General features: G+C 64.5%; 22 protein-coding genes. 13 read left to right on the top strand and 9 right to left on the bottom strand.

Annotated features, from left to right (window positions below):
* Positions 1 to 26: 26 nt before the first annotated feature.
* From pseB to A9179_RS12605, 10 genes are all read left to right on the top strand, one after another.
* The gene (gene pseB / locus A9179_RS12650; RefSeq protein ID WP_187806318.1) at positions 27 to 1025 is read left to right on the top strand and encodes a UDP-N-acetylglucosamine 4,6-dehydratase (inverting); all 999 of its coding nucleotides are present in this window, start codon (positions 27 to 29) and stop codon (positions 1023 to 1025) included.
* Between the two features lie 3 nt (positions 1026 to 1028).
* The gene (gene pseC, locus A9179_RS12645; protein ID WP_187806310.1) at positions 1029 to 2189 is read left to right on the top strand and encodes a UDP-4-amino-4,6-dideoxy-N-acetyl-beta-L-altrosamine transaminase; all 1161 of its coding nucleotides are present in this window, start codon (positions 1029 to 1031) and stop codon (positions 2187 to 2189) included.
* The gene (gene pseF, locus A9179_RS12640; RefSeq protein WP_187806302.1) at positions 2186 to 2884 is read left to right on the top strand and encodes a pseudaminic acid cytidylyltransferase; all 699 of its coding nucleotides are present in this window, start codon (positions 2186 to 2188) and stop codon (positions 2882 to 2884) included. Before pseC ends, pseF begins: the two co-directional genes overlap by 4 nt.
* A 4-nt stretch (positions 2885 to 2888) precedes the next feature.
* The gene (pseG, locus tag A9179_RS12635) at positions 2889 to 4010 is read left to right on the top strand and encodes a UDP-2,4-diacetamido-2,4,6-trideoxy-beta-L-altropyranose hydrolase (protein WP_187806300.1); all 1122 of its coding nucleotides are present in this window, start codon (positions 2889 to 2891) and stop codon (positions 4008 to 4010) included.
* A complete protein-coding gene (gene pseH, locus A9179_RS12630) occupies positions 3997 to 4560 on the top strand; it encodes a UDP-4-amino-4,6-dideoxy-N-acetyl-beta-L-altrosamine N-acetyltransferase (protein WP_187806292.1) in 564 nt (187 codons plus the stop codon). Before pseG ends, pseH begins: the two co-directional genes overlap by 14 nt.
* Positions 4557 to 5612 (top strand): pseudaminic acid synthase, encoded by a 1056-nt coding sequence (gene pseI, locus A9179_RS12625; protein ID WP_187806283.1) that lies wholly within the window; start codon positions 4557 to 4559, stop codon positions 5610 to 5612. The genes pseH and pseI overlap by 4 nt, the downstream gene beginning before the upstream one ends.
* Positions 5613 to 5619: 7 nt before the next feature.
* Positions 5620 to 6600: a polysialyltransferase family glycosyltransferase gene (locus A9179_RS12620; protein WP_187806281.1), complete on the top strand. Its 981-nt coding sequence runs from the start codon at positions 5620 to 5622 to the stop codon at positions 6598 to 6600.
* A 56-nt stretch (positions 6601 to 6656) separates the two neighbouring features.
* On the top strand, positions 6657 to 7760 hold the full coding sequence (locus tag A9179_RS12615) for a DUF1972 domain-containing protein (protein WP_187806279.1): 1104 nt from the start codon (positions 6657 to 6659) through the stop codon (positions 7758 to 7760).
* 158 nt (positions 7761 to 7918) lie between these two features.
* Complete coding sequence (locus A9179_RS12610; RefSeq protein ID WP_187806276.1) at positions 7919 to 9304, top strand: undecaprenyl-phosphate glucose phosphotransferase; 1386 nt, start codon at positions 7919 to 7921, stop codon at positions 9302 to 9304.
* Positions 9305 to 9488: 184 nt separating this feature from the next.
* Complete coding sequence (locus tag A9179_RS12605) at positions 9489 to 10643, top strand: O-antigen ligase family protein (RefSeq protein ID WP_262410581.1); 1155 nt, start codon at positions 9489 to 9491, stop codon at positions 10641 to 10643.
* Positions 10644 to 10703: 60 nt separating this feature from the next.
* Here the strand turns inward: A9179_RS12605 and A9179_RS12600 are convergent, their stop codons facing one another.
* Together A9179_RS12600 and A9179_RS12595 are read right to left on the bottom strand one after the other, a co-directional pair.
* Complete coding sequence (locus A9179_RS12600; protein WP_187808578.1) at positions 10704 to 12752, bottom strand: hypothetical protein; 2049 nt, start codon at positions 12750 to 12752, stop codon at positions 10704 to 10706.
* Between the two features lie 270 nt (positions 12753 to 13022).
* Positions 13023 to 14696: a GGDEF domain-containing protein gene (locus tag A9179_RS12595; protein ID WP_187806265.1), complete on the bottom strand. Its 1674-nt coding sequence runs from the start codon at positions 14694 to 14696 to the stop codon at positions 13023 to 13025.
* 271 nt (positions 14697 to 14967) lie between these two features.
* Here A9179_RS12595 and A9179_RS12590 point away from each other — a divergent pair, with 271 nt between their 5' ends.
* From A9179_RS12590 to A9179_RS12580, 3 genes are all read left to right on the top strand, one after another.
* On the top strand, positions 14968 to 16125 hold the full coding sequence (locus tag A9179_RS12590) for an MFS transporter (protein WP_187806262.1): 1158 nt from the start codon (positions 14968 to 14970) through the stop codon (positions 16123 to 16125).
* Between the two features lie 85 nt (positions 16126 to 16210).
* Positions 16211 to 16639 carry a hypothetical protein gene (locus A9179_RS12585; RefSeq protein WP_187806260.1) on the top strand — a complete coding sequence of 143 codons (429 nt, stop codon included), beginning with the start codon at positions 16211 to 16213 and terminating at the stop codon, positions 16637 to 16639.
* Positions 16640 to 16657: 18 nt separating this feature from the next.
* Entirely contained in the window at positions 16658 to 16990 is a 333-nt protein-coding gene (locus A9179_RS12580; protein ID WP_187806257.1) for a YnfA family protein, read from the top strand.
* A 3-nt stretch (positions 16991 to 16993) separates the two neighbouring features.
* Here A9179_RS12580 and A9179_RS12575 read toward each other — a convergent pair whose 3' ends face one another.
* The 7 genes from A9179_RS12575 to mnmC all read right to left on the bottom strand — a co-directional run bounded on the left by A9179_RS12575 (position 16994) and on the right by mnmC (position 24606).
* Positions 16994 to 17224 carry a YheU family protein gene (locus A9179_RS12575; RefSeq protein WP_187806256.1) on the bottom strand — a complete coding sequence of 77 codons (231 nt, stop codon included), beginning with the start codon at positions 17222 to 17224 and terminating at the stop codon, positions 16994 to 16996.
* Between the two features lie 29 nt (positions 17225 to 17253).
* Complete coding sequence (locus A9179_RS12570; RefSeq protein ID WP_187806254.1) at positions 17254 to 20007, bottom strand: hybrid sensor histidine kinase/response regulator; 2754 nt, start codon at positions 20005 to 20007, stop codon at positions 17254 to 17256.
* A gap of 129 nt (positions 20008 to 20136) precedes the next feature.
* On the bottom strand, positions 20137 to 20829 hold the full coding sequence (locus A9179_RS12565; protein WP_187806251.1) for an MBL fold metallo-hydrolase: 693 nt from the start codon (positions 20827 to 20829) through the stop codon (positions 20137 to 20139).
* A 1-nt stretch (position 20830) separates the two neighbouring features.
* Positions 20831 to 21586: a sulfite exporter TauE/SafE family protein gene (locus A9179_RS12560; protein ID WP_187806249.1), complete on the bottom strand. Its 756-nt coding sequence runs from the start codon at positions 21584 to 21586 to the stop codon at positions 20831 to 20833.
* Positions 21586 to 22128: a rhodanese-like domain-containing protein gene (locus tag A9179_RS12555; RefSeq protein ID WP_187806246.1), complete on the bottom strand. Its 543-nt coding sequence runs from the start codon at positions 22126 to 22128 to the stop codon at positions 21586 to 21588. The genes A9179_RS12560 and A9179_RS12555 overlap by 1 nt, the downstream gene beginning before the upstream one ends.
* A 19-nt stretch (positions 22129 to 22147) precedes the next feature.
* On the bottom strand, positions 22148 to 22414 hold the full coding sequence (locus A9179_RS12550) for a metal-sensing transcriptional repressor (protein WP_187806244.1): 267 nt from the start codon (positions 22412 to 22414) through the stop codon (positions 22148 to 22150).
* Between the two features lie 230 nt (positions 22415 to 22644).
* Positions 22645 to 24606, bottom strand: a complete 1962-nt coding sequence (mnmC, locus tag A9179_RS12545) for a bifunctional tRNA (5-methylaminomethyl-2-thiouridine)(34)-methyltransferase MnmC2/FAD-dependent 5-carboxymethylaminomethyl-2-thiouridine(34) oxidoreductase MnmC1 (protein WP_187806234.1) — start codon at positions 24604 to 24606, stop codon at positions 22645 to 22647.
* Positions 24607 to 24653 lie beyond the last annotated feature (47 nt).

Below are 24653 nucleotides of genomic sequence, written 5' to 3'. Positions count from 1 at the left end.
CTTTATCTTTTTGAAGGTGTGGTTGTATGTTTGATAATGCATCGGTTCTTATTACCGGCGGTACAGGTTCTTTTGGTAATACTTTTGTACCCATGATCCTGGCCAAATATAATCCGCGCCGCGTCATTATTTATTCTCGCGATGAAATGAAACAGTGGGAAATGGCCAAGAAGTTTCAGGGCGATCCCCGTGTGCGCTTTTTCATCGGTGATGTGCGTGATCGTGAGCGTCTCTACCGTGCGCTGGATGGCGTGGACTATGTGGTACATGCCGCGGCCACGAAGATTGTCCCTACGGCCGAATACAACCCCTTCGAGTGCGTCAAGACCAACATCAACGGCGCGATGAACCTGATCGATGCCTGCATCGACAAAGGGGTGAAGCGAGTCGTGGCCCTGTCGACCGACAAGGCCAGCAGCCCGATCAACCTGTACGGTGCGACCAAGCTGGCCTCGGACAAGTTGTTCGTCGCCGGTAATTCCTATGCCGGCGGACATGACACGCGTTTCGCCGTGGTGCGCTATGGCAATGTCATGGGTTCGCGCGGTTCCGTCATCCCGTTTTTCATGTCGATCAGGGAGCAGGGCGTTCTGCCGATTACCGACGAGCGCATGACCCGCTTCATGATTTCTCTCGAGCAGGGTGTCGAGCTGGTCTGGCATGCCTTCGAAGACATGGAAGGCGGCGAGATCTACGTGAAGAAGATTCCGTCGATGAAGGTGACGGATCTTGCACGGGTGGTGGCCCCGGAGGCTCGCCAGGACATCGTGGGTATCCGTCCGGGCGAGAAGCTGCACGAGCAGATGATCAGCGCCGAAGACTCCTACTACACCTACGAATACCCCGAGCACTTCAAGATCCTGCCGGTGATCAACAGCTGGTCCACCTGCGAGAAGCGCATCAAGGATGGCACCAAGGTGCCCGAAGGCTTCGTCTACGCCAGTGACAACAACGCCGAGTGGATGAGCGACGAGGCCCTGCAGGCCTGGATCGAGGCGAACCGCGAAAAGATCGGGAGCATCTGAGTCATGATCCCCTATGGTCGCCAGGACATCACGGCGGCAGATATCGCGGCGGTGGTCGAGGTGCTGCAGTCCGACTTCCTCACCCAGGGTCCCATGGTGCCGCGCTTCGAGAGGGGCGTGGCACAGCATGTCGGGGTTGCGCATGCGCTGGCCGTCAACAGTGCCACCTCTGCGCTGCATATAGCCTGCCTGGCCCTGGGGCTGGGAGCCGGTGACTGGTTGTGGACGACTCCAGTCAGTTTTGTCGCTTCGGCCAACTGTGCCCTGTACTGTGGTGCCCAGGTCGATTTCGTGGATATCGATCCACGTACCTACAACCTGTGCCCCCAGGCGCTGCAGCGTAAGCTGGAGCAGGCCGAGCGCGACGGGCGCCTGCCGAAGGTGGTGGTGCCGGTGCACCTGTGTGGTCAGCCGTGCGATATGGCGGCCATTCATGCTCTGGCGCAGCGCTATGGCTTCAAGGTCATCGAAGACGCCTCCCACGCCATCGGTGGCAAGTACCAGGACGAATTCATCGGCAATTGCCGTTACAGCGATATCACGGTGTTCAGCTTCCATCCGGTCAAGATCATCACCACCGCTGAAGGCGGCATGGCGTTGACCAACGATGCGGCGCTGGCCGAGCGCATGGCGCTGCTGCGCAGCCACGGGATTACCCGCGATGCGGCCAGGATGACCCACGAGGCTGATGGCCCCTGGTATTACCAGCAGATCGATCTTGGCTTCAATTACCGCATGACCGAGCTGCAGGCCGCGTTGGGCGTTACCCAGCTCGAGCGCCTCGACCAGTACGTGGCCAGGCGCCATGAGCTGGCGCGTCGTTATGACGAACTGCTATCCGGGCTCCCGGTCAGCGTGCCGTGGCAGTCGCCGGAGGGCTATTCGGGCTTGCACCTGTACGTCATCCGTTTGCAGTTGCAGGAGCTGCCGGTCACTCACCGGCAGGTCTTCGAGTCGCTGCGCGAGCAGGGGATTGGCGTCAACCTGCACTACATCCCGATTCACACCCAGCCGTATTACCAGGGTCTGGGTTTCCAGGCCGGGGATTTCCCCCAGGCCGAAGCCTATTACCGCGAAGCGATCAGCCTGCCGATGTTCCCGGGCATGAGCGAGGCGCAGCAGGATGAAGTCATTGCTGCCCTGCGTGTGGCTACCCAGGCATGAGACTGGCGGTCATTCCCGCCCGTGGCGGCAGCAAGCGGATTCCGCGCAAGAACATCAAGCTGTTCTGCGGCAAGCCGATGATCGTCTGGTCGATCGAGGCGGCCCTGCAGAGCGGTTGCTTCGATCAGGTCGTGGTTTCCACCGACGATGCCGAAATCGCCGAGGTGGCCCGCAACAGTGGCGCCAGCGTGCCGTTCATGCGCCCGGCAGAACTGTCTGGCGACCACTGCGGCACCATCCCGGTCATCAAGCATGCCTGCAACTGGTTCGCCCAGCAGGGGCAGGCGCCGGATCTGGTTTGCTGCCTGTATGCCACGGCCCCCTTCGTGCAGGCGGAAGATATCCGGCGCGGGCGCGATGCACTGCTTGGCAGCGATGCCGATTACGCTTTCTCGATGACCAGCTATCCCTTTCCGATCCAGCGGGCGGTGCGGATCGATGCCCAGGGGCGCGTCGCCATGTTCGCGCCCGAGCATTTCAATACGCGCTCCCAGGATCTGGAGGAGGCCTTTCACGATGCCGGCCAGTTCTACTGGGGGCGGGCGGAGGCCTGGCTGGCGGAACGCATGATCTTCGGTTCCGGCTCACTGCCCATCCTGCTGCCCAGGCACCGGGTGCAGGATATCGACACCGTGGAAGACTGGGAGCGTGCCGAGTGGCTGTTCAAGGCCATGCACGCCGCCGCGGGACGCTGAGCTGATGAAGGTCGCGTTTCGCACCGACGCCTCGCTGCAGATCGGTAGTGGTCACCTCATGCGCTGCCTGACGCTGGCCGATGCCTTGGCGCGCCTGGGGCATGAGTGTCTCTTTATCTGTCGTGAGCATCCCGGGCACCTGTTGGCGCAGATTGCCCAGCGAGGCTTCCAGGCCCATGCGCTGCCTGCCGCGAAGGCTGCAGTAGAAGGCGAGGCCCTGGCCGGGCAGCCGGCTCATGCAGCCTGGCTGGGCTGCGCCTGGCGAACCGATGTCCGCCAGACTGCAGCAGTGCTCGAGGTGTTCAGGCCGGACTGGCTGATCGTCGACCACTACGCCCTCGATCGGCATTGGGAAGCCGAAGTACGGCCGCTCTGCGGCCAGCTGATGGTGATCGATGACCTGGCGGATCGGGCGCATCTCTGCGACCTGTTGCTGGATCAGAACCTGGGGCGTACTCGTGAGGATTATGCCGGCCTGCTACCGGCGCAGTGCCGCACCTTGATCGGCCCCGCCCATGCGCTGTTGCGCCCGGATTTTGCCCAGCTGCGCGAGTACAGCCTGCAGCGCAGGCGGCAGCCCGTGTTGCGCCGCTTGCTGATCACCATGGGCGGTGTGGATCAGCCCAACGCCACCGGCCAGGTTCTGGCTGCCTTGAAGCAGGTGCGCCTGCCAGCCGATTGCCTGATCAGCGTGGTCATGGGCTTGCAGGCCCCCTGGCTCGAGCAGGTGCGTGCCGTGGCCTTGCAGATGCCCTGGCCAACCGAAGTGCTGGTCAACGTGGATGATATGGCGCAGCGCATGGCCGAGGCGGATCTGGCCATCGGTGCGGCAGGCAGCACCTCCTGGGAGCGCTGCTGCCTGGGCTTGCCGACTTTCATGCTGGTGCTGGCGCAGAACCAGCAGGAAGCGGCGCTGGCCCTGGAGAGGGCGGGGGCGGTCAGCAAGCTGAGCCTGGAGGATGATCTGGGCAGCGTCTTGCCGCGGCTGTTCGCTGCACTGGGCGAGCGTCTGGAGGGCCTTGCCAGCCTGACCCAACAGGCTGCTGCGATCACCGATGGCGGGGGCTGTGGGCTGTTGCTGCGCGAGCTGGCCGGTTATCAGGAGGAATGCAATGAGCGTGACTGAGCTGGGGCTGCTGCGAGAGATCGCCGCCGACGAGTTGGAGCTGATGCGGACATGGCGCAATGCGCCAGCTGTCAGGGCCAACATGTATACGCGCCACGAGATTTCGCGCGAGGAGCACCTGGCCTGGTGGGCGCGCATCTCCGGGCGCGATGATCAGCAGTACTTCATGTACGAGTTCGCCGGCGTTCCCTCAGGCATCGTGGCCTTCACCGGTATCGACCAGGCCAGCCGCAACTCCTCCTGGGCCTTCTATGCCGCGCCCGATGCCGCCAAGGGGACGGGGAGTAAGATGGAATACCTGGCGCTTGAGCAGGCCTTCGAAGGCTTGCGTCTGCACAAACTGTGCTGTGAGGTGCTGGCCTTCAATTCGGCCGTCATCAAGCTCCATCAGAAGTTCGGTTTCCAGATCGAGGGGGTGCTGCGCGATCAGCATCTGGTCGATGGAAACTTTGTCGATGTCTATCGGCTCGGGATACTGAGCCACGAATGGGCTGATCAGCGCCCGAGCATGGCGGAAAAGATCAAGTCGTTTACCAAGGTGAAATCATGAGTGCAGAAATAACCATCGCCGGGCGCCGGATCGGCTGTGATTTCCCGCCTTACATCATTGCCGAGCTGTCGGCGAACCATAACGGTCGCCTCGAAACGGCCATGCGCATCATCGAAGCGGCCAAGGCGGCCGGGGCGGATGCGGTCAAGCTGCAGACCTACAAGCCGGACACCATCACCCTGGATTCTGATGGCGAAGGGTTCCGCATCCACGGCGGACTGTGGGACGGCCGAACCCTGTACGAGCTGTATCAGGAGGCCCACATGCCGTGGGAGTGGCATGCGCCGTTGTTCGAGCATGCGCGCAAGGTGGGCATCACCATCTTCAGCTCGCCGTTCGACAACACGGCCGTCGATCTGCTGGAGGGATTGAATGCCCCGGCCTACAAGATTGCCTCGTTCGAGGCGGTCGACCTGCCGCTGATCAAGTACGTAGCCAGCACCGGCAAGCCGATGATTATCTCCACTGGCATGGCCGATGCTGAGGAGATCCAGGAAGCCATCGAGGCGGCGCGCGAGGGCGGCTGCAAGGAGCTGGCCATCCTCCACTGCGTCAGTGGCTACCCGGCGCCGGCGGCAGACTACAAGCTGCGTACCATTCCCGACATGATCCAGCGCTTTGGCCTGGTCACCGGTCTGTCCGACCACACCCTGGACAACACGACGGCGATTGCCAGCGTGGTGCTGGGCGCTTCGATCATCGAGAAACACTTCACGCTCGATCGCAGCGGCGGTGGCCCCGACGACAGCTTCTCCCTGCAGCCGGCAGAGCTGCAGGCCCTGTGCACCGACAGCAAGACGGCCTGGGCGGCGCTGGGGGAGGTCGACTACGGGCGCAAATCGAGCGAGATCGGCAACGTGCAGTTCCGCCGCTCGCTGTATTTCGTGCGCGCGCTGAAGGCCGGCGAGATCATCACCGCCGACTCGATCCGCAGCGTGCGCCCCGGGCTTGGCCTGGCTCCGAAGCATTTCGAGTCCTTGCTCGGTCGAGTGGTGAAGAGGGATGTCGCGGTCAACACGCCGGTGAGCTTCGACTGCCTGGCGGGATCCTGATCGACACATGGCCAAGGTCAATATCGTCGTGGGCTTTACGCCTTACCACGCGCTCTTTGCCGAAAGGCTGATTGCCGAGCTGGAGGGGCAGACCTGGTGCCTGTTCAGCAAGGGCTGGCCGGCTGGTGGCGGCTATCGGCGCCTTGGCTGCTTCAGCCGGCGCTATACCTGGCTGCATGGGCTGACCTACTTGCTGTCGTTTGTGCATTTCGCTTTGCGTGTCCGCTGGTTCTGGCTGAAAGGCGCTGACATCGAGCTGTATGCACCGCATCCCGGCAATATTTTCTCCAACTACCTGTTCTTTTCCGCCAAGGTGCGGGCCGTGCATGTCTATGAAGACGGCCTGCTGAATTACTACGACGCGCCGGCTGAGAAATTCAGTCTGGGCCGCTCCTTGCGCCGCCTGGCCGCGCTAGGCGGCCTGCCGTATAGGGATTTCTCCGGGCACCTGGCCGGTTACGCCAGCGGGCGCGTCGATACCCTGTATGTGTCGCGGGCCGCTCGGGTCGTGGCCCGGCAGCAGGTGCGGCAGGTGGTGCAGCTGGCGAGTACGGCGGCAGCCATTAGTCCGGTCGCGGGGCGTGTGCTGTTTCTGGAGCAGAACACCGCGGCGTTCATCTCGGCAGAGCAGCGCGAGGAGCTGCTGGCCAGGATGTTTGCCCTGTATCCGCGAGACCGCTATGCCTTCTTCTGCAAGGGCCACCACGATTTTGCGGGGGATGGCCTGGGCATGGAGAACCTGGATGCGGAACTTGCCAAGCTGCCGGCCGAGCAGGTGGTGCAGCAGCTCAGGCCGCAGGTGGTGGTCAGCTTTTTCAGTTCCGCCCTGTTGAATATTGCCAGTGTGCATCCCGAAATCGACTGCGTGGCGCTGGCAGCAGGTCATGTAGCGGTTACCCGGGACGGCGTGGGTTGTTCCCTGAGCGATATTTTTACCGAGGCAGGCGTGACCTGCTTCCCGCTAGAGCCGCTGCCGGCAAGCACTTGAGCCTCTGCAGGGCTGGCGCGCTCCTTCATTCTTTGTATCCGGTATCCAGATTCCTTATGCGTAGAGCCATTTATATCCTGGGAACGCGCGGCGTTCCGGCCCAGCATGGCGGCTTTGAAACATTCGCCGAGAAGCTGGCGTTGTTCCTGGTGGGGCAGGGCTGGGCGGTTACCGTCTATTGCCAGGAGGAGGCGGGGGACGCGCTCTGGGAGAGTGAGTGGCAGGGCGTGCGGCGCATCCATATTCCGGTCAAGGGCCAGGGCGCGCTGGGTACCATCATCTTCGACTGGAAAGCCACCTGGCATGCACTCTCGCAATCGGGGCTGTTCCTGACCCTGGGCTACAACACGGCCATCTTCAACCTGATGCAGCGGCTCAAGGGCCAGGTCAATGTCATCAATATGGATGGCATCGAGTGGCGTCGGGAGAAGTGGGGCATCATCGCCAAGACCTGGTTCTGGCTGAACGAGCGCATTGGCTGCTGGGTCGGCAACCACCTGGTGGCGGATCACCCGCGGATCAAGACGCATCTGGCAACCCGCGTCAGCGAGCGCAAGATCACCATGATTCCCTATGGTGGCGACGAGATCACGACGGCGGATGCCGCGGCGCTGTCAGCCTATGGGCTGGAGCCCGGGGCCTTCTCGGTGATCATTGCCCGGCCGGAACCGGAGAACTCCTTTCTGGAAATGGTTCGTGCATTCAGCCGCGCGCCGCGCCAGCACAAGCTGGTGGTGCTGGGCAATTTCCAGCCCGAGCAGAATGACTACCATCGCCAGGTCATGCAGGCCGCCAGCGCCGAGGTGATTTTCCCCGGCGCCATCTACGAGGCCCGCACGGTGCAGGCACTGCGCTTCTTCAGCCGCTTCTACCTGCATGGCCATCGTGTCGGCGGTACCAACCCCTCGCTGGTCGAGGCCCTGGGCGCTGGCTGCGCGGTGATTGCCCATGACAACCACTTCAATCGCTGGGTCGCCGGTGACGGCGCGGCCTACTTTGCCGACGAGTCGGCCTGTGCCGCGTTGTTTGACCGCCTGCTGGGCGTGGATGCCGACGTGGCGGGTATGCGCCTGGCCAGTCGGCAGCGTTTCGCGGAACGCTTCACCTGGGCGCAGGTGCTGAGCGAGTACGAGACATTGCTGGCCGAGTGGCATCCTTGAGGTGTCGGCCTGGGCGCGTGTAGGCGCCGGTCCGGTTCTGGCGCTATCTTGTACGACTCTGTCGCGGCTACATGCCGGATCGCCCCTGGCCTCCAGCGGGTCGGTGGTAGGATGCGCACTTTTGACTGAACCCCACAGCAGGGAGCTGTTTTTACCCCATGCGTTTCTATCCCAGCTATCAGCCAACCTTCGCTGAGCGTTATCCCGTGGCCATGCTGGCCGCCATGGCGGATTTCCTGGTGGTAGTGGCGTCGGGTTATCTGTCCCATCTGTGGCGCTTTGGCCGGCTGGCCATGGATGGTCGCTACACCCTGGCACTGTTCCTGTTTGCCCTGCTGGTAATGCTCAGCCTGTGGATGTGCGGCCTGTACCGCACCTGGCGCGGCAAGTCCTTTACCCGCCAGCTGGGCAGTCTCTATGGCGGCTGGCTGGCGGCCATCGGCATTGCCCTGACGCTGACCTCGGCGCTGAAGGTTTCGCAGGTCTACTCGCGTCAGTGGTTCTTCATGCTGTTGCTGCTGGGCGGCCTGGGCTGCACCTTGTCGCGCTTCGTGGTGTTCCAGCTGCTGCGCGCATTGCGCTCAGGCGGTCACAATCTGAAGAGCGTGGTGCTGGTGGAGGCCGGAGGCCAGGCTGCGCATCAGCTGAACCAGCATCGCACCCTGCAGGAATATGGCTACCACGTGACCCAGACGCTGCCTTTCGCGACGGGCGATGACTGGCTGCAAGCTCTGGTGGCGAGCGTCGAGCAGCAGCAGGCCCACGAGGTCTGGCTGTGCCTGCCGCTGACCGAGGGGGGCGCGATCAAGGCCGTGCTCTATGCCTTGCGCCACCATCTGGTGGAGGTGCGCTTCATTCCTGAGTGGGGCGACATTCCCTTGCTCAACCATCGGGTCAGTAGCATTGCCGGGCTGTACTCGCTGGATCTGAGCTGCAGTCCGATGGATGGTTCGGCGCGGGTCGTCAAGCGCCTGGAAGATCTGCTGCTCGGTACGCTGATCAGCCTGCTGATCCTGCCGCTCTGCCTGCTTATCGGGGTGGCGGTCAAGCTCAGCTCACCTGGCCCCATGTTGTTCAAGCAATACCGCACCGGCATCAACGGGCAGAAGTTCAAGGTCTACAAGTTCCGCTCGATGGTCGTTCACCAGGAGTCGCCGGAGCAGGTGACCCAGGCGGTCAAAGGCGATGCGCGCATCACTCCGCTGGGGGCCTTCCTGCGTCGCACCAGCCTCGATGAGCTGCCGCAGTTCTTCAACGTGCTGCAGGGGCGCATGTCGATCGTCGGGCCACGCCCGCATGCCCTGGCTCACAATGAGTACTACAAGGATCTGGTCGAGTCCTACATGCAGCGGCACAAGGTCAAGCCGGGGATCACCGGCTGGGCTCAGGTCAATGGCTTCCGCGGGGAAACCGATACCCTCGACAAGATGCAGAAAAGGGTCGAGCACGACCTCTGGTACATAGATAATTGGTCGCTCGGGCTGGATCTGCGGATTATCCTGGGCACCGTATTCAAGGGCTTCGGTGGCAGCAATGCCTACTGAGCCATAGCGCGTCGAGCGTGGCGAAGAGGCCTGGTGCCGCTGTCTGGCACCAGGCTTTTGTTTATCCGATAGGTGCAAGGGCAGGCTGGACTGCTGGCATTTCAGGGAGGTTGGGTTGGACGTTATTCAAGCGAGCGCAGGCAGGTCGTGGCGAACGGTCGTGTTGCTGCTCATGGCAATCGGATTGTTTACGCAGTTGGCCGGGTTGGTGTTCAACAACGACAGCAGTCGTTACGCCACGCAGCTCTACCTGCTGCTGTTTGTGCCGGCCTTGGTGCTACTGCTCGGCCAGCCGACGGCGGGCGGGCTCTGGCGGCAACCACCAGCGCTGATCCTGCTGGCCCTGTTTGTCTGGGTGCTGCTGCAGGCCGGCTTCAATCCCGGCTCGCAGAAGGGCCTCGGTCAGTGGGGCAAGATCCTGCTGCTGCAGCTGCTGTACCTGTCCGGGGTGGCCTGCCTGGTGCGGCGCGAGCAGCTGTTCCATGGTGTGGCCATGGCGGCGGTGGCGGTCGTCGCGCTGTTTGCCTGGGCAACCCTGTACTACCAGTACGGGGTGCTGGAGCATCCGCTGAGCTATCCGGAAGTGCGTCTGTTCCGTCTGCGCGAACTGGGCTGGCATGGCTTTGCCGATCTCGACCATCCCATTGTTGCCGGTCTCTACTACGCGGTCTTCGCGGTTGTGCTCTGCTGGCTGTTCGTCAGCCGTCAGCTGCGCTTCTGGCAGGGCGCTCTGATGGCCCTGGGGATGCTCGGTCTACTGCTGTACGTGCTCTTCACCTTTTCCCGCGGGGCCTGGTTTTCCCTGGCCGGCAGTCTGTTCGTCCTGCTGCTGTTCACCCCGAACCCGAAGGCGCGCAGTCTGCTCGGTCTGGGCGTGCTTGCCCTGGGGCTGATTCTGCTGCTGTTCTGGCCGGAGATTCAGGCCGAGCGCAGTGTCGGTCTGAGCAACCGTGATCAGATCTGGGCCAATTGGCAGGCTCATCTGCCCGAGTTCTGGTTGTGGGGCAGCGGGGCTGGTGCCGAGTTGTTCTACCGCTTCTCCGAGGCCTATCGGGTGATCCATGCCCACAGCCTGTATCTGCAGCTCTGGTTCGAGCTGGGCATCGTCGGTATCGCGCTGTTCGTGGCTTTGCTGCTCAGCCTGCTGTGGAAGGCCTGGACATGCCGTCAGCAGCCGCTGGCGCGCCTTGGCGGGGCCTTGCTGGTGTTCGCCATGATCGCCATGGTCACCGACATCTACGCCATCTTCCAGCGCCCCAGCCCCTACTGGGTGGTGTTCTGGTTCCCGGTGGGCATCCTGCTGGGCCTGCGTCGCGACGAGGCTGCTGCGAGCGCCTGAGTCCGGCATGGGTGAAAGAAAAAGGGCCTGCATTGCAGGCCCTTTTTCTTGGTGCTCGACTCAGGCCTTGCGGTTGTAGTCGTTGAGCGAGATGACGCGGGTCTTGCCGACGCGGTGGCGGTAGATCTCGCGCAGGTACTTGATGGCTTTCTTCACGCTCTCGCGTGACAGGCGGATGTCGTTGATCGAGACGAACTTGTCCTGGTCGTGGATCAGCTCGCGGTACTTCTTCTCGTACATCGGCTTGATCGCGTACCAGTTGGTATCGAGGATCTTCGCCGGGTTCTCGTGCTCGTTGAGCATGGCCTCGATGCGCGCTTCGTCGAACTCCTCGGAGACGATGAAATCGAGCATGGCGTTGTCCAGGCTGTCGTCGTAGCGGAACTGATCGCGGGCAAAGCAGCGCTTGATGAAGGCGACGATCAGGGTCAGGAAGTCGTCCGACAGGCACGGGCTCTTGACGATCAGGGTGGTCAGCGACAGGTTGGCCGAGGCGCCGATCACCAGCGCATAGCGCTTCAGGGTGGTGTTGGGGAACAGGCTGTTGAGGTGGGTCTTGAGCCGGTTCAGATCCATATAGGACAGCTTGTAGTCCTTCGGCAGCGAGACGATCGACACCACCGAGGAGCAGTTCTTGAAGAAGTGCAGGTCGCTCAGGGCACTGGCGTCGAAGTTGGACTTCTTGTACTGGTCGAGCGCCTCGCGGTAGCGCTTGGCCTCGATCGGCAGCAGGCTGATGCCCTCGATCGCCTGGGTCGCCTTGTTGAAGTGCGGCAGGTCGATGGAGCGGAAGAACAGGTCATCGATGTTGAGCTTGGGTTGCTCCTTCTCGAACACCTTGAACTTCTCGGTGGGCGCCGGTGCGCTCTGCTCGGCTACCACTGATTCGGCATAGGCCACCGCCACCGGGCCGGCCAGGCTCATGAACAGATCGTTGGCGTCGAGGCGGATGGTCTCGCCGATGTCGATGCCGGCGCGGCGGAAGTAGTTCTGGTCGTAGTCGGTGGTCACTGCCTGGGCGGTGAGGATGTTGAAGATCTGCTGCGAGATGTACTGGTTGGCGTGGCGCTCCATGGCGTTCACGTCGATGTTCTGGATGTTGCCGCCGTCGCTTTCCTCGGCGTAGCGCATGATGTCGTTGGAGATCAGCATCATGGCGTTCCATGGGCGGATGCGGCGCATCACGCTTTCTTCGCCGGTTTCCTCGCTGTCGAAGTTGTAGGAGAAGTCCCACTCCTCGGCGAGGTACTTGCACAGCAGGCGCCCGGCGTTGATGTGCAGAGCCTCGGACATCTCGATGCGCTGGTCGGAGATGTTCGGCAGGATGCAGATGCCGCTGGTGAAAATCGGCTCGAAGACGAAGGAGTGGTCGCGGTTATCGTCGTTGCCGATTTCCGTCTTGGTCTCGAAGGTCTTGCTCATGTAGGCGAACTGCTGGGCCAGGCCGAATTCCGAGGCCATGCCCGAGTCGGTGCCGCCGCCGGCGCTGAAGATGTAGAAGTACAGGCGCGACTGGTTGGCCTTGATCCCACAGGAGTCGATCAGATAGCTGTGGATGAACTTCCAGTCGGCGTTGGAGAAGCGCTGGGTGTCCTTGTTGAGGATGATCTTGGCCAGGTACTGGCCGAGGATCGGGGCGTTACCGGCACCGCCGGCATGCACCTCGGACAGATCCATGATCTTCATCTTGCTGTAGTCGTTGAGGAAGCCACCGGTCTCGGCCTTGCGCGAGAAGCGGATGCGGCCCTCGATGTCCTTGTCCAGGTCGCCGAGCATCACCAGCGGTTCGATCAGGAACACCGGTTTGGTTGCGCGGCTGGGCGACAGGCGCAGGTTGCTGCGGATCCAGCTGGTCGGGCGCTGCTCGCCGCCGGTTTTTTCCTGGTTGCTGAATTCGTTGAGGTAGAACTTGCGCGCGTTGTACACCAGCGAGGCGACATCCAGGGCGATGTTGGAGCCGCAGCGGCCGAGGCCGATCAGGCACACCGAGGGGAAGTGCTGGCTGTGCCGGGCTTCGCTGTCGTCGCTGTGCAGCTTGGGGAAGACCCGTTCGCGCAAGCCGTCGAGGTTCTCCAGAATCCGCTCGATATCGCGCTCGGTGAAGTACATGTACTGCTCGCCGCTGATCGTCGCGGTCTTGACGGGCAGCGTCGGTAGCGGCGCCGATACCGGCGGCTCGGCGCCATGGGCAACTGCCACTGCGCGCGGCTCGGAGACCGTGGAATCTGCGTCTTTTGTTGTTTTCATCTTCGACATTCCAGTGTGTGAAAGGGCACGAACCCGCGTTGCGTACCAGATAAATTCAATTTTGTTACATAAGTAGCACTATATACAGCGAACTTGCATTGTTCGAACCGTACCGCGCGTGTTTGTCCGGATTTATCCACCCGCTCCTGCGGCGGGAGGTTGAGTGCTGCTGTGCACTTCGACTCGGTTGCGTCCCAGGCGCTTGGCTCGGTACAGCGCGCTGTCGGCGTTGCGCACCAGATCGCGCAGGGTTTCCCCACGATCCAGCTGGGCCACGCCGAAGCTGGCGCTGACCGCCTGCTGTTCCAGCAGGCTTGCGTTGCCCACCAACTGGCGCAGTTTTTCGGCCAGCTGGGCGGCCTGGTTGCTGTCGGTGTGCGGCATCAGGATGAGGAACTCCTCGCCACCCCAGCGCCCCAAACTGTCCGATTCACGCAGGTGGCTCTCGATCAGCTTGGCCAGGCGGCAGAGCACCTGGTCGCCGCTTTCGTGGCCGTACTGGTCGTTGATCTGCTTGAAGTGATCCAGGTCGAAAAACAGCAGTGACAAGGGATAGGCATAGCGCTCGGCGCGACCGATTTCCAGGTGCGCCACCTGTTCGAACTTCAGGCGGTTCCACAGCCCGGTCAGGCGGTCGGTATTGGCCAGACGCTCCAGGGTGCCGTTGCTGTCGAGCAACTGGCGCTCGGTGTTCTGCCGGCGATCCACTTCCCGCTGCAGGGCGCGCGACAACTTGGCGAAGCGCAGTGCCACCGCGCCCACCAGCAGCAGGGCCAGCAGGGCGATGCCGGCGCCGCGGTAGAGCATGTGGTAGTCCGGCTCGGCGTGCTCGGTGTAGAGGAAACCGTCGAGGTTGACTGGGCCCTTGGCCATGCCCAGCTGGACATAGTTGGCGGCGATGGTGTCCCAGCGTCCGGGATTCATGTGCCCGAGCTGTACTAGCTCGGGCATGATCAGCTTGTGCAGTTCATCCGCCTCGAAGCGCAGATGATCCAGGGTCTTGCCCGGCGCATAGCGCTCATGGATCAGCTGGATGCTCTCTTCCTGGTGCTCCATGGCGTACTGCCAGCCCTTGAGACTGGCCTTGACGAATGCCAGAACCTGCTCGGGGCGCTCGTCGATCAATTGCTGACGGGTGTAGAGCACGTCGTTGTAGAAGTTGACGCCGTATTCGCGCGGGTTGATCAGGCGGTAGTCGATGCCGTGCTGAGTCAGCCAGTAGGGCTCGTTGGAGATGTAGCCGTCATAGGCGTCGGTGCGGCCGTCGAGCAGATCCTGCAGGTTGAAGCTGGTCGGCTGGATATTCAGCTTGCTGGTGTCGATGCCTTCGCGGCGCAGGGTTATCAGCAGCTCGGCGCTTTCCGGGGCGGGCATCAGCATCAGGCGCTTGCCGACCAGATCCATCGGCGTGCGGATGTTCGAGTCGGCGCGCACGATCCACACGATCGGCGAGGTCTGCATGATCGCTGCCAGCGCCACCACCGGCTTGCCGGCCATGCGCTCGATGACCACGCCGCTGTTGCTGATGGCGAAGTCGCTGGCGCCGGCGAGCATGGCATCGACCGGCTTGAGGCGGTCGGGCCCGCCTTCCATGATCTCCACGTCCAGCCCGGCGTCACGGTAGAAACCTTTCTCCAGGGCCATGTAGTAGCCGGCGAACTGGAACTGGTGCAGCCAGCGCAACTGCAGGCGCAGCTTCTCCGCTGCCAAGGCGTCGCCAGGCAGCAAGGCAAACAGCAGGGGGAGCAGGGCGAGAGCCAGGCCGCAGCACCTGGCACGGAAGCGGGAATGGGAAAGCGATGGCATGTGAAGCAGCACGGCGAGCCTTTTAACTGGCACTTTGATTGCACTTTAGCTGGTTTCGCGCGGTGCTGAACAGGCGTCGTGGCAGATTGCCAGATGATCTGCCGGTTTTTCCTGTCGACCTGCATGCGGCGTGGCCTGCGACCGGCTGCAGATAGCTTGTGGTAGTTGTCTTTGTGGTCAGATTTTTGGTCGTCCACTCTTGCCCGGCGCAAGGCCGGAAGAGTAGGGTGGCAACCCCGGCCTGCCTGGCCTCGACGTTGTTGGTATTTCCGTGAAACCCGTATCCCGGGCCGTGCTGATGCTGGCCCTGGTGCTGGCGGCGATCAATCTGCGCCCCGGCATCACCTCCCTGGCGCCGCTGATCGAGCGCATCGCCAGTGAACTGGCCCTGAGTCGTGGCCTGATCAGCCTGAGCACTGCCTTGCCGGTGCTGTGCATGGGGCTGCTGGCTCCGCTGGCCCCGCGCCTGGCCGTACGCCTGGGCCTGGAGCGCACCATCGGCTTGTGCCTGGCGCTGATCATGCTGGCCCTGCTGCTGCGCCTGGGCGCCGGTTACAGCCCGCTGCTGATTGGCAGTGCCGCGCTGCTGGGCGCGGGTATCGCAGTGGCCGGTCCCTTGCTGTCGGCCTTTATCAAGCGGCATTTCCGCGAGCAGGTCGGCTCGGTGGTGGGCTGGTATTCCTTCAGCATGGCGATTGGCGGGGCCAGCGGCGCAGTGCTCAGCGTGCCGCTGACCCAGGCCCTGGGCGACGACTGGAGCCGCGGCCTGGCCAGCTGGGCCGTGCCGGCGCTGCTGGCCCTGTTGTTGTGGCTGCGCCTGCCCAATCGCACCGAACCGGCCACCCCGAGCGATGGCGCCGGCCTGCCCTGGGGCGAGTCGCGGGCCTGGCTGGTCACCGGCTTCTTCGCCATCCAGGCGGGGTTCTTCTACAGCATGGCCACCTGGCTGGTGGCGCGCTACCACGAGGCCGGCCTGAGCCTGCTGCACAGCAACGGCCTGTTCAGCCTGTTCATGCTGGTCGGCCTGCCCAGCGCCTGGCTGCTGCCCTGGCTGGCGCAGCGCTTCGACATCCGCCAGCCCCTGCTGGTGACCTGTGGGGTGATCCTGACCCTGTGCATGAGCCTGATCACCTTCCAGCCGCTGCTGCTGCCGGAGCTGTGGGCGGTGCTGATGGGCTTCGCCCTCAGCGGCTCGTTCGCCCTGTCCCTGGTGCTGCCGCTGTACGAGGTACACACGCCGCTGGCGGTCAGCCGCTGGACGGCGATGATGCTCTGCGCCGGCTACTGCATGGCCTGTCTGGCGCCGGTGCTGGTCGGCCTGGGACGCGACCTGGCTGGCACTTACCAGGTGCCGTTTGCCGTGCTGATCGGCCTGGCCGTGCTGATGACCCTGATCGCCTGGGCCCTGCGTGTACCCTCCGCCCGCTGAGCGGCGGCGAGTTGTTGGGCGATAGTTCCTTTGCAGCGGCAAAGCCCTGTGATAGAAGGCTGCCTGATCTTTCTGGAGTATCCGCGTGGAGCCCGAATCCATCGTCTATGGCTGCATCCGTGACTGGCCGTCCGGTGACCGCGAGCAGCGTCTGCTGCGCCGCGAAACCAACCGGCGCATGCTCGATCAGCTGCCCCAGGGCGACGCCTGGCCGTTTCTCGGGCGCGAGATGTTCTCCTTCTGCTCGGCCGATGGCGAGGGCCTGTACCAGACCCAGGTGATCCATTTCGGCGCCAGCTACCGTGCGGTGGAGTACGAGTGGGCGCTGTGGGTGCAGGAGTTCGAGGCGCTGCTCAAGCGTCTGTACTGGGCTAGCGCGGTGGTGCATCTGGAAACCGAGCTGAACGGCGTGCATACCTTCCGCTGGGAGTCGGAGAGCGGCTTCCACAGCCCGCAGGAAGATGACCTGCGCATGCGCTGCGTGTGGGAGCGCGAAGGCAGCCTGCGCGGCTGACCGACCCGAGGACTGGCCATGCTCAACTACCTGTGGTTTTTGCTCGCCGCGCTGTTCGAGATCGCCGGCTGCTATGCTTTCTGGATGTGGCTGCGGTTCGGTCGCAGCGCCTGGTGGATCGCCCCCGGGCTGCTCAGCCTGAGCCTGTTCGCCCTGCTGCTGACGCGGGTGGAGGCGCAATACGCCGGGCGCGCCTATGCGGCCTACGGCGGCATCTACATCGTTGCTTCGCTGTCCTGGCTCGGCCTGGTCGAGCGTACCCGGCCGCTGCTCAGCGACTGGCTCGGTGCCTTGCTCTGCGTGGCCGGCGCCACGCTCATTCTGCTCGGGCCGCGCCTGGGCTGGCGCTGAGACTCAGTCTTCCAGCCACTCGTGGGGCACTTCGCTCTTCAGGGCCAGCTGGCACTGCTGGCTGTCGGGATCGAAGACGATCACCGCCTGACCCTTGTGCAGCGCCTGGCGGGCGCGCTCGACCCGGGTGGCCAGCGGGGTGTCGTCGCCGTTGTCGGTGCCGTCGCGGGTGACGAAGTCTTCCAGCAGGCGTTCCAGCGTATCGGCTTCGAGCAGGTGGTGGGGGATCAGCATGGCGGGCTCTCTACGGCGGGGTGCCCATGCTAATCCTTCGCTACGGACTGATCGAGCAGAAAGCGATCGAGAGTGGCGTAGAGCTGTTGGCAGTCGAGCGGTTTGCCGAGGAAGTCGTCCATGCCGGATTGGGCACCCAGCTGCCGGTGCTCGTCGAGTATGTGCGCGGTCAGCGCGACAATCGGCACTGCGGCCAGCTTTTGGCTGCTTTCCAGTTTGCGGATCTGGCGGGTGGCTTCGAAGCCGTCCATTTCCTGCATTTCGCAATCCATCAGAATCAGCTGCACCGATGTCGGGTCGCGACGGTACTCGTTGACCGCGGCCAGGCCATTGGTGACCAGGCGCACGCAGTAGCCGCGCTTCTTGAGAAACCCCTGCACCACCAGTTGATTGACGATGTTGTCCTCGGCTACCAGGATGCATGGCACCGCGCTACCGCTCCGGCTGGGCTCCGCCGGCTGCGGACGTGCCTCGCTGCGGCGTTCGCTGTAGAGCTCCTGCAGGGTGCTGCGCAGGTTGCTGACGGCGATCGGTAGCGGCAGGTTGAGCAGGCGCAGGCCCTGTTCGTTGGGCAGGTTGGGGGCGTGCTCCGGCGGGTGCAGCAGGAGCACCCGTTGACCGCGTTCGAGTTGCGGGCCGAGGCTGTCCAGCCAGTGGCCGATGCTGCCGGGCCAGGGCGTCATCAGCACCAGCAGCGGCGCGCTGGAAAATTCTTCCAGGCTGCTACGCAGGCGCTGCGGATCCTGGCAGCGCTGGGTGCGCATGCCCCAGCGTTCGAGCAACTGGCCGAGGGCCTCCAGTCCGGTGCCGTCCAGCGAGCAGAGCAGGGCGGTGTGACCGCTGATCAGCGTGCTCAGCTCGTCGCTTTCCTCGCTGTTGTACTGCAGCGGGATGTTGAAGCTGAAGCGGGTACCCTGGCCGGGAGTGCTCTGTACCTCGATCTGGCCGCTCATCATTTCCACCAGTTCCTTGCTGATGGCCAGGCCCAGCCCGCTGCCGCCGTAGCGGCGGGTGGTGCTGGAGTCGCCCTGGGAGAAGGACTTGAACAACTGGGTCAGGGTCTCGCTGTGCATGCCGATGCCGCTGTCGGTGATGCTGAACAGCAGGTGGGCCTGGTCTAGGCTGTTGCTGCGCCGGCACACGTTGAGGGCCACATAGCCTTCCTGGGTGAACTTCAGGGCATTGCCCAGCAGGTTCATCAGCACCTGCTTGAGGCGGGTCGGGTCACCCAGGATGCGTCGCGGCACGCCGGCCTGCAGGCTGACATAGAGACGCAGACGCTTGTCCTGGGCCAGGGCGCTGAACAGGATCAGGGTATCGCTGAGCAGCTGCTCGAGGTCGAACTCGATCTGCTCCAGGCTGAGTTTGCCGGACTCGATGCGCGCGTAGTCGAGGATGTCGTTGATCACCGTCATCAGCGAGCTGCCCGAGCTGCTGATGGTGTCCACGTAGAAGCGCTGGTTGCGATCCAGGTTGGTGTCGCGCAGCAGCTGCAACATGCCCAGCACGCCATTCAGCGGGGTGCGGATCTCGTGGCTCATCTTGGCCAGGAAGCGGCTCTTGGCCTGGCTTTCGACCTCCGCCTGCTCGGCGGCCTGGCGCGACAGGAAGCCTTCTTCCTTGAGCAGGTTGATGCGGTCGGCCAGGCCGATGGACAGGGTCAGCAGCTCGAAGGTGACGCCAATCTTCACCACCGCCGCCCCGTAGATACCGAAGATCTCCACCCCCAGCGAGCCGCTGGTGGCCAGCATGAAGGACACCAGCAGCACGCCCCAGGCCAGGATGTAGTAGGAGCCGTAGCGGATACCGCGGCGCCAGACCGAAATGCCGGTCAGCAGCAGTGCCAGGGAGACCGCCAGCACGGTGAGGCTGGCGAGAATGTTCCAGGCCTGCAGACCGATCAGCGGTACTGATAGCAGGCAGCCAAGCACCGCCAGCATCATCAGGCGCATGGCTCGATCCAGGCGCGGGAAATACTGGCGGGTATGCAGGAAGTGGCGGCTGAACTGGGTGGCGCTGAGGCAGTGCAGGAACATCAGGATATAGATGCTCACCGACTGCAGGCCGATGTGGGTGGGCAGCAGCTTGAACAGCATGCCGTCGAAGCAGGCGGCGAACAGGCCGATGTTGAGGTTGTACACCAGGTACCAGAAGTAGGCCGATTCGCGCAGCGAGATGAACAGAAACAGGTTGTAGATGAACATGGCGAACAGCACGCCATAGAAGGCGCCATTGATGCCCATCAGGTTTTCCTGGGCGGCGGCGCTGGCGCCATAGGTACTGAAGAATAGCGGCACGAACACCGTGCTGGTGGTTTCCACGCGCAGCAGCAGGGTATTGCTGCCGTGCGGCAGTTGCAGGGGGAACCAGAAGTCGCGCACCTGCACCGGGCGCTGGGAGAAGGCGAAGCGGTCGCCGCTTTCCTGCTGCTGCAGGCGGCCGTCGCTGTCCTGCAGGTACAGGTTGAGGTGGTCGAGCAGGGCGTAATTGACTTCCAGATAGCCGTTCAGCGACTGCGGCCGGCTGTTGATCAGGCGTACCTTGAACCACCAGACCGAGTCGTTCTTGCCCAGGTTGGCGTGGTCGCCCCTGACCGGGTGGAATTCGCTGTCCGGCAGGCTCTGCACCTGTTCGATGCTGAGGGTGCCGCTGCGATCCTCGTAGTAGCCCATGTAGGGCGCCAGCGACAGGCGTAATTCATCCCGATCTAGGGGCGCCGGGGACAGAGCCCAGAGCGGCCCGCTCAGGCACAGCAGGAGCAGAGCCAGACAGAGGCGAGGCATGCATGAACCTCATTGTTTTTATGCGTCCGTATCGGCACTTTGCCCGGCTGCAACCCGAGCTTCAAGAACTGTCGGCGCAGCTGTGCGGCGGTCGCACCTACAGCTTAGACGCTGTGCCCGCGGCGTGTTTCAGCTGCGTCCGCAGGCGCGGTTGGCCGGCACGGCAATGTCCATCAGGTGCGGCGGCGCCAGTTTCAGCTCGGCCATCAGGCGCGCATAGGCCGCGCCGTCGGCGACCTGCAGGCGCGGGTTGTGCGCCGCTTCTTCGGCGATGGTCGAGCAGCTCCAGCCGCGGTAGTCGTGGCCGGGCCAGACCTCGGTGCTGCCTGGCAGGCCGAGCAGGCGCTGCAGGCTGGCCCACTGCTGGTGGGCGTCGCCGTTCTGGAAGTCGGTGCGCCCGCTGCCGCGGATCAGCAGGGTATCGCCGCTGAACAGCTTGCCGGGCTCGTGCGCCGTGGCCGGCAGCAGGAAACAGTAGGAGTCGTCGGTATGTCCGGGGGTATGCCAGGCGATCAGCTCGCGCTGGCCGAAGGCGAGGTGCGCCCCATCGGCGAAGGTGAAGCTGGCGCAGGGACTGCCGCTCTGCGCGCCGAAGCCGCTGCGGCAGCCGGTGGCCTCGCGCAGGGCGCCGAGGGCGGTGATGTGGTCGGCGTGGGTGTGGCTGTCGACGGCCAGCAGCAGGCGCAGTTGCAGCTCCTCGAGCAGGCGCAGGTAGTCGCCCAGCTTGTCCTTGACCGGGTCGATCAGGATCGCCTCGCCGGCATCGGCCAGCAGGTAGCTGTAGGTCGAGCTGGCGCTGTCGAACAGTTGACGGAACAGCATGTCAGAGACCTCCCGAGAGTTTCTGCGCGGCCAGGGACAGGCTGACCAGTACCAGCAGCAGGGCGAACAGGCGCTGCAGACGCTGCCCGCCGAGGCGCTGGGCCAGGCGGTTGCCGACCAGCACGCCGAGGGCGCCGCCGCCGGCCAGGCCGAACAGCAGCAGCGGCGAGGGGCTGGCGCCGCTCAGGTAGAGCAGGAAGCCGCCGCCGGACACCAGGGCGATGACCGCCATCGAGGTGGCGGTGGCGGCGAGCATCGACAATGGCGTGAACCAGAGTAGCCCAGGCACCACGAGAAAACCGCCGCCGACCCCGAGCAGGCCGGAGAGCAGGCCGACACCCAGGCCGATGCCGAGCAGCGGCAGGCTGCGCACCGCACCCTGGCCGCTGCGCGGCAAGCTGGCGCTGCGCCACATGCGCCAGGCGGACCACAGCACCAGCAGGCAGAAGGCGACGATCAGCACGGACTCCGCCACATAGCGCGACAGCCACTGACCAAGAGCATTGCCGGGCAGGCCGCAGAGCGACAGCAGTAGCACTGGCCGCCAAGACACCTGGCCGCGGCGGGCCCGTGGAATGGCGCCGACCAGCGCGGTCAGCGCCACGGCGCCGAGGCTGACGCCGATGGCGTCGTGCATCGGCAGATGCAGGCTGAGCAGAAGCGGCAGCGCCACCAGCGAGCCGCCTGCACCGGTCAGGCCGAGCAGCAGGCCGAGCAGGGTACCAATACTCAGAGCGCTCAATAGCAACGGCGACATCAGCGGTTCCAGGGCATGCGGGCCAGCAGCAGGGCCATGCCGCAGGTGTTGCTGAGGCCGGCGAAGGTCAGTCCGGCACCGACGAACGCCGCCAGGCCATACCAGGCCGGGTGCAGCCAGGTGCCGAGCAGGGTGCCGAGCAGCACCAGGCTGCCGGCGCTGATCTGCACCTGGCGCTGCAGGCTGATCACGCCGCTGGCGTTCTGATCCACGGCCATGCCGCAGGCCACGCAGGCCTCGGTACCACCCTCGACCACCTGCATGCCCGGCAACAGGGCTTTCAGCTGTTCGGCGGCCTGCTGCGCGCGCTGGCCACGTTGGCACAGCAGATAGAGCTGGGCGCCGCTGTGCAGGCCCTGGCCCCTGAGCTGCTCGACCAGTTGCCTGGGTTCGAGGCGATCCAGCGGCACGTTGCGCGCGCCGGCCACGTGCAGGGCGCGGAATTCGGCCGGGCTGCGCACATCGATAATGAACTGCGCTTCGCCCTGCTGCCGGCTGGCGGCGAAGCGGGAGGCAGCGATCAGGTTGAAATGTGAAGTCATGGCGTACTCCCGGGGAGTATCAGGTGTATTTGGTGAAGATCGCCCGTACCCGGGCCAGGGTCTCGCTGTCGTCGCGCTGTGGATCCAGCACCGTCTCTTCGAGCAGGCAGGCGAGCATTTCCTGGTAAGCCTTGTCCAGCGCCTTGCGCGCCGCGGAGAACTGCTGGGCGATGGCCTCGCACTGCTCGCCGCGGCGAATCATCGCCTGGATTCCGCGAATCTGCCCTTCGACCCGGGCCAGGCGTTTGAGCATGGCGTCCTGTTGTTGCGGGTTGGGGCTGCTCATGGGCTCGACTCCGTGGATACCGGTGGGGGTATTTACTGGGGGAGTATGCTGTGCAGGTAACGAGCAGGCAAGTCCGCCCGTCGCCAGCGGCTGCTCTCTGCGGATTTGCCCCGGAGTGGCTGCAGGGTGCGCCATGCGCAGCCAAGCGCACACCGACTGACCCTGGGGCAACTGCGCTAGCTTGCCGATCTGCGGCTATGGCGAGCGCGGCGCCAAAGGTGGCGCCGGCCTCAGTGCTTGCGGATCAGCTTGCGCAGGGCGAAGCGGTTGGGGTGGCAGGCCTCGGCGACACTGCGCGGCAGCGGCAGCGGTTCGTCGTTCAGCCAGGCCGCCAGCAGCTCGCCGCACAGCGGGGCGCTGATCAACCCGCGCGAGCCGTGGCCGCTGTTGACGTACAGGCCGTCCAGCCAGGGGCAGGGGGTATCCGGCACCTGGCGGGCGTCCTTGCCGAGCACGGCGTAGGTGTCGGCGAAGGCCGCGCTGTCGGCCAGCGGCCCGACTATCGGCAGGTAGTCCGGGCTGGTGCAGCGGAAGGCGGCGCGGCCTTGCAGCTGCTCGGGCTGCAGCTGGTCGGCGTGCAGGCGCTCGGCCAGATCCGTGGAGATTTCCCGCAGCAGTTCCAGGTTGCCGGCGTGTTCGGCGGCGGTGGGGCTGAGGTCGTCGCTGTGAAAGTCGAAGCTGGCGCCGAGGGTGTGCTCGCCGTCGCGCGGCGGGGCGACATAGCCTTCGGCGCAGACCACGCAGGCCAGTGCCTGGCTGGCTGCGGTCTGCGGCAGGCGAGTGATCTGTCCGCGGATGCGTTTGAGCGGCAGCTCGGCGGCCTGGGCGAAGCGCTGCACCTCGGCGGCGCCGGCCAGCACGACCACCGGGGCGCTGGCCAGCAGCTGTGTGCCGTCGAGCGCCTGCCATTGCCCGTCCACCCGCTGCAGTTGCAGCACCTCGCGATGGGGCAGCAGGCGGATCTGCGGATGATCGGCCAGCAGCTGGCAAAGCGCCGGCGGGTGCACCCAGCCGGCTTGCGGGTAGAACAGCCCGCCGGCGGGCAGGGCAATGCCGGCGCGGGCTTCGGCCTGGCTACGTTCCAGGCGCTGCAGCAGGTCGCTGGGGAAGGCAGCGGCCAGGCGCGCCTGACGTTCGTCTTCCTTGGTATCGAAGGCCAGCTGCAGCACGCCGCAGGCCGCCCAGTCACGCCCTTGTTGCAGTTGCTGGAGCAGGCGACGGGTATGGCCGAAACCGCTGACGATCAGTTGCGACAGCGCCGTGCCGTGGGCCGAGAGCTTGAGGTAGAGCACGCCCTGGGGGTTGCCGGAGGCTTCCTGGGCGATCTCGGCATGCCGCTCCAGCAGCGTGACCTGCCAGCCGCGTGCGGCCAGGCTGGCTGCGCTGGCGCAGCCAGCCAGACCGGCGCCGATCACCAGGGCCTCGCGCCGAGCGGAGCTATGGCCGGGGCGGGCAAACCAGGGCTTGCCCGGCGCTGCGGGCGGGCCGGCATAGTGGCCGTTGAGGTTCTCCCATTTCTTGCCATGGCCCGGCACCCGGCGCATGGCGAAGCCGGCCTCGACCAGGGCGCGACGGACGAAGCCGGTGCTGGCGAAGGTGGCCAGGCGGGCGCCGGGGGCGCTGAGGCGCGCCAGTTGCTGGAACAGCGGCGGGCTCCACATGTCCGGGTTCTTGACCGGGGAGAAGCCATCGAGGAACCACACGTCGACCTGCGCATCCAGCTGCGGCAGCAGCTCCAGGGCATCGCCGATCAGCAGGCTGAGGATCACCCGGCCGCCGCCCAGCACCAGGCGCTGGAAGCCAGGGTGCAGGGCCACGTACTGCTCCAGCAGTTGCGCCGCCCAGGGCTGCAGTTCCGGCCACAGGGCCAGGGCACGCTGCAGGTCGGCCAGGGTCAGGGGGTATTTTTCCACGCTGACGAAATGCAGCTGGGCATCGGCCGGGGCGCATTGCTCGAACAGCTGCCAGGCGCAGAGGAAGTTGGTGCCGGTACCGAAGCCGGTCTCGCCGATGACCAGCCGCCCACCGGCTGGCAGCGCACTGCAGCGTTCCGCCAGTGCGGTGCCCTGGAGGAACACGTGGCGGGTTTCTCCTAGACCATCGTCGCGGGAGAAGTACACATCGTCGAACTGGCGCGACAGGGGCTGGCCCTGAGCGTCCCAGTCGAGCTGGGCGTGTGGGGTGTCGGTCATGGCGATACCTGGAGCAGGGGCGCGCATTGTAGCGAGATGGCCGCCCG

Source organism: Pseudomonas alcaligenes, assembly GCF_014490745.1.
In the GTDB taxonomy this organism is placed as follows: domain Bacteria; phylum Pseudomonadota; class Gammaproteobacteria; order Pseudomonadales; family Pseudomonadaceae; genus Aquipseudomonas; species Aquipseudomonas alcaligenes_C.
The sequence above is the reverse complement of the archived record's forward strand: the minus strand, read 5'-3'. Positions and strand labels throughout refer to the sequence as shown.

Excerpts from the sequence above, each read along its gene's own strand:
- A9179_RS12565 (WP_187806251.1), bottom strand. The coding sequence starts at position 20,829 with ATGCTGTTCCGTCAACTGTTCGACAGCGCCAGCTCGACCTACAGCTAC.
- A9179_RS12620 (WP_187806281.1), top strand. The coding sequence starts at position 5,620 with ATGGCCAAGGTCAATATCGTCGTGGGCTTTACGCCTTACCACGCGCTC.
- pseH (WP_187806292.1), top strand. The coding sequence starts at position 3,997 with ATGAGCGTGACTGAGCTGGGGCTGCTGCGAGAGATCGCCGCCGACGAG.
- pseC (WP_187806310.1), top strand. The coding sequence starts at position 1,029 with ATGATCCCCTATGGTCGCCAGGACATCACGGCGGCAGATATCGCGGCG.
- pseI (WP_187806283.1), top strand. The coding sequence starts at position 4,557 with ATGAGTGCAGAAATAACCATCGCCGGGCGCCGGATCGGCTGTGATTTC.
- pseG (WP_187806300.1), top strand. The coding sequence starts at position 2,889 with ATGAAGGTCGCGTTTCGCACCGACGCCTCGCTGCAGATCGGTAGTGGT.
- A9179_RS12580 (WP_187806257.1), top strand. The coding sequence starts at position 16,658 with ATGCTCAACTACCTGTGGTTTTTGCTCGCCGCGCTGTTCGAGATCGCC.
- pseB (WP_187806318.1), top strand. The coding sequence starts at position 27 with ATGTTTGATAATGCATCGGTTCTTATTACCGGCGGTACAGGTTCTTTT.
- A9179_RS12610 (WP_187806276.1), top strand. The coding sequence starts at position 7,919 with ATGCGTTTCTATCCCAGCTATCAGCCAACCTTCGCTGAGCGTTATCCC.
- A9179_RS12600 (WP_187808578.1), bottom strand. The coding sequence starts at position 12,752 with ATGTACTTCACCGAGCGCGATATCGAGCGGATTCTGGAGAACCTCGAC.
- pseF (WP_187806302.1), top strand. The coding sequence starts at position 2,186 with ATGAGACTGGCGGTCATTCCCGCCCGTGGCGGCAGCAAGCGGATTCCG.
- A9179_RS12550 (WP_187806244.1), bottom strand. The coding sequence starts at position 22,414 with ATGAGCAGCCCCAACCCGCAACAACAGGACGCCATGCTCAAACGCCTG.
- A9179_RS12575 (WP_187806256.1), bottom strand. The coding sequence starts at position 17,224 with ATGCTGATCCCCCACCACCTGCTCGAAGCCGATACGCTGGAACGCCTG.
- A9179_RS12555 (WP_187806246.1), bottom strand. The coding sequence starts at position 22,128 with ATGACTTCACATTTCAACCTGATCGCTGCCTCCCGCTTCGCCGCCAGC.
- A9179_RS12595 (WP_187806265.1), bottom strand. The coding sequence starts at position 14,696 with ATGCCATCGCTTTCCCATTCCCGCTTCCGTGCCAGGTGCTGCGGCCTG.
- mnmC (WP_187806234.1), bottom strand. The coding sequence starts at position 24,606 with ATGACCGACACCCCACACGCCCAGCTCGACTGGGACGCTCAGGGCCAG.
- A9179_RS12560 (WP_187806249.1), bottom strand. The coding sequence starts at position 21,586 with ATGTCGCCGTTGCTATTGAGCGCTCTGAGTATTGGTACCCTGCTCGGC.
- A9179_RS12615 (WP_187806279.1), top strand. The coding sequence starts at position 6,657 with ATGCGTAGAGCCATTTATATCCTGGGAACGCGCGGCGTTCCGGCCCAG.
- A9179_RS12570 (WP_187806254.1), bottom strand. The coding sequence starts at position 20,007 with ATGCCTCGCCTCTGTCTGGCTCTGCTCCTGCTGTGCCTGAGCGGGCCG.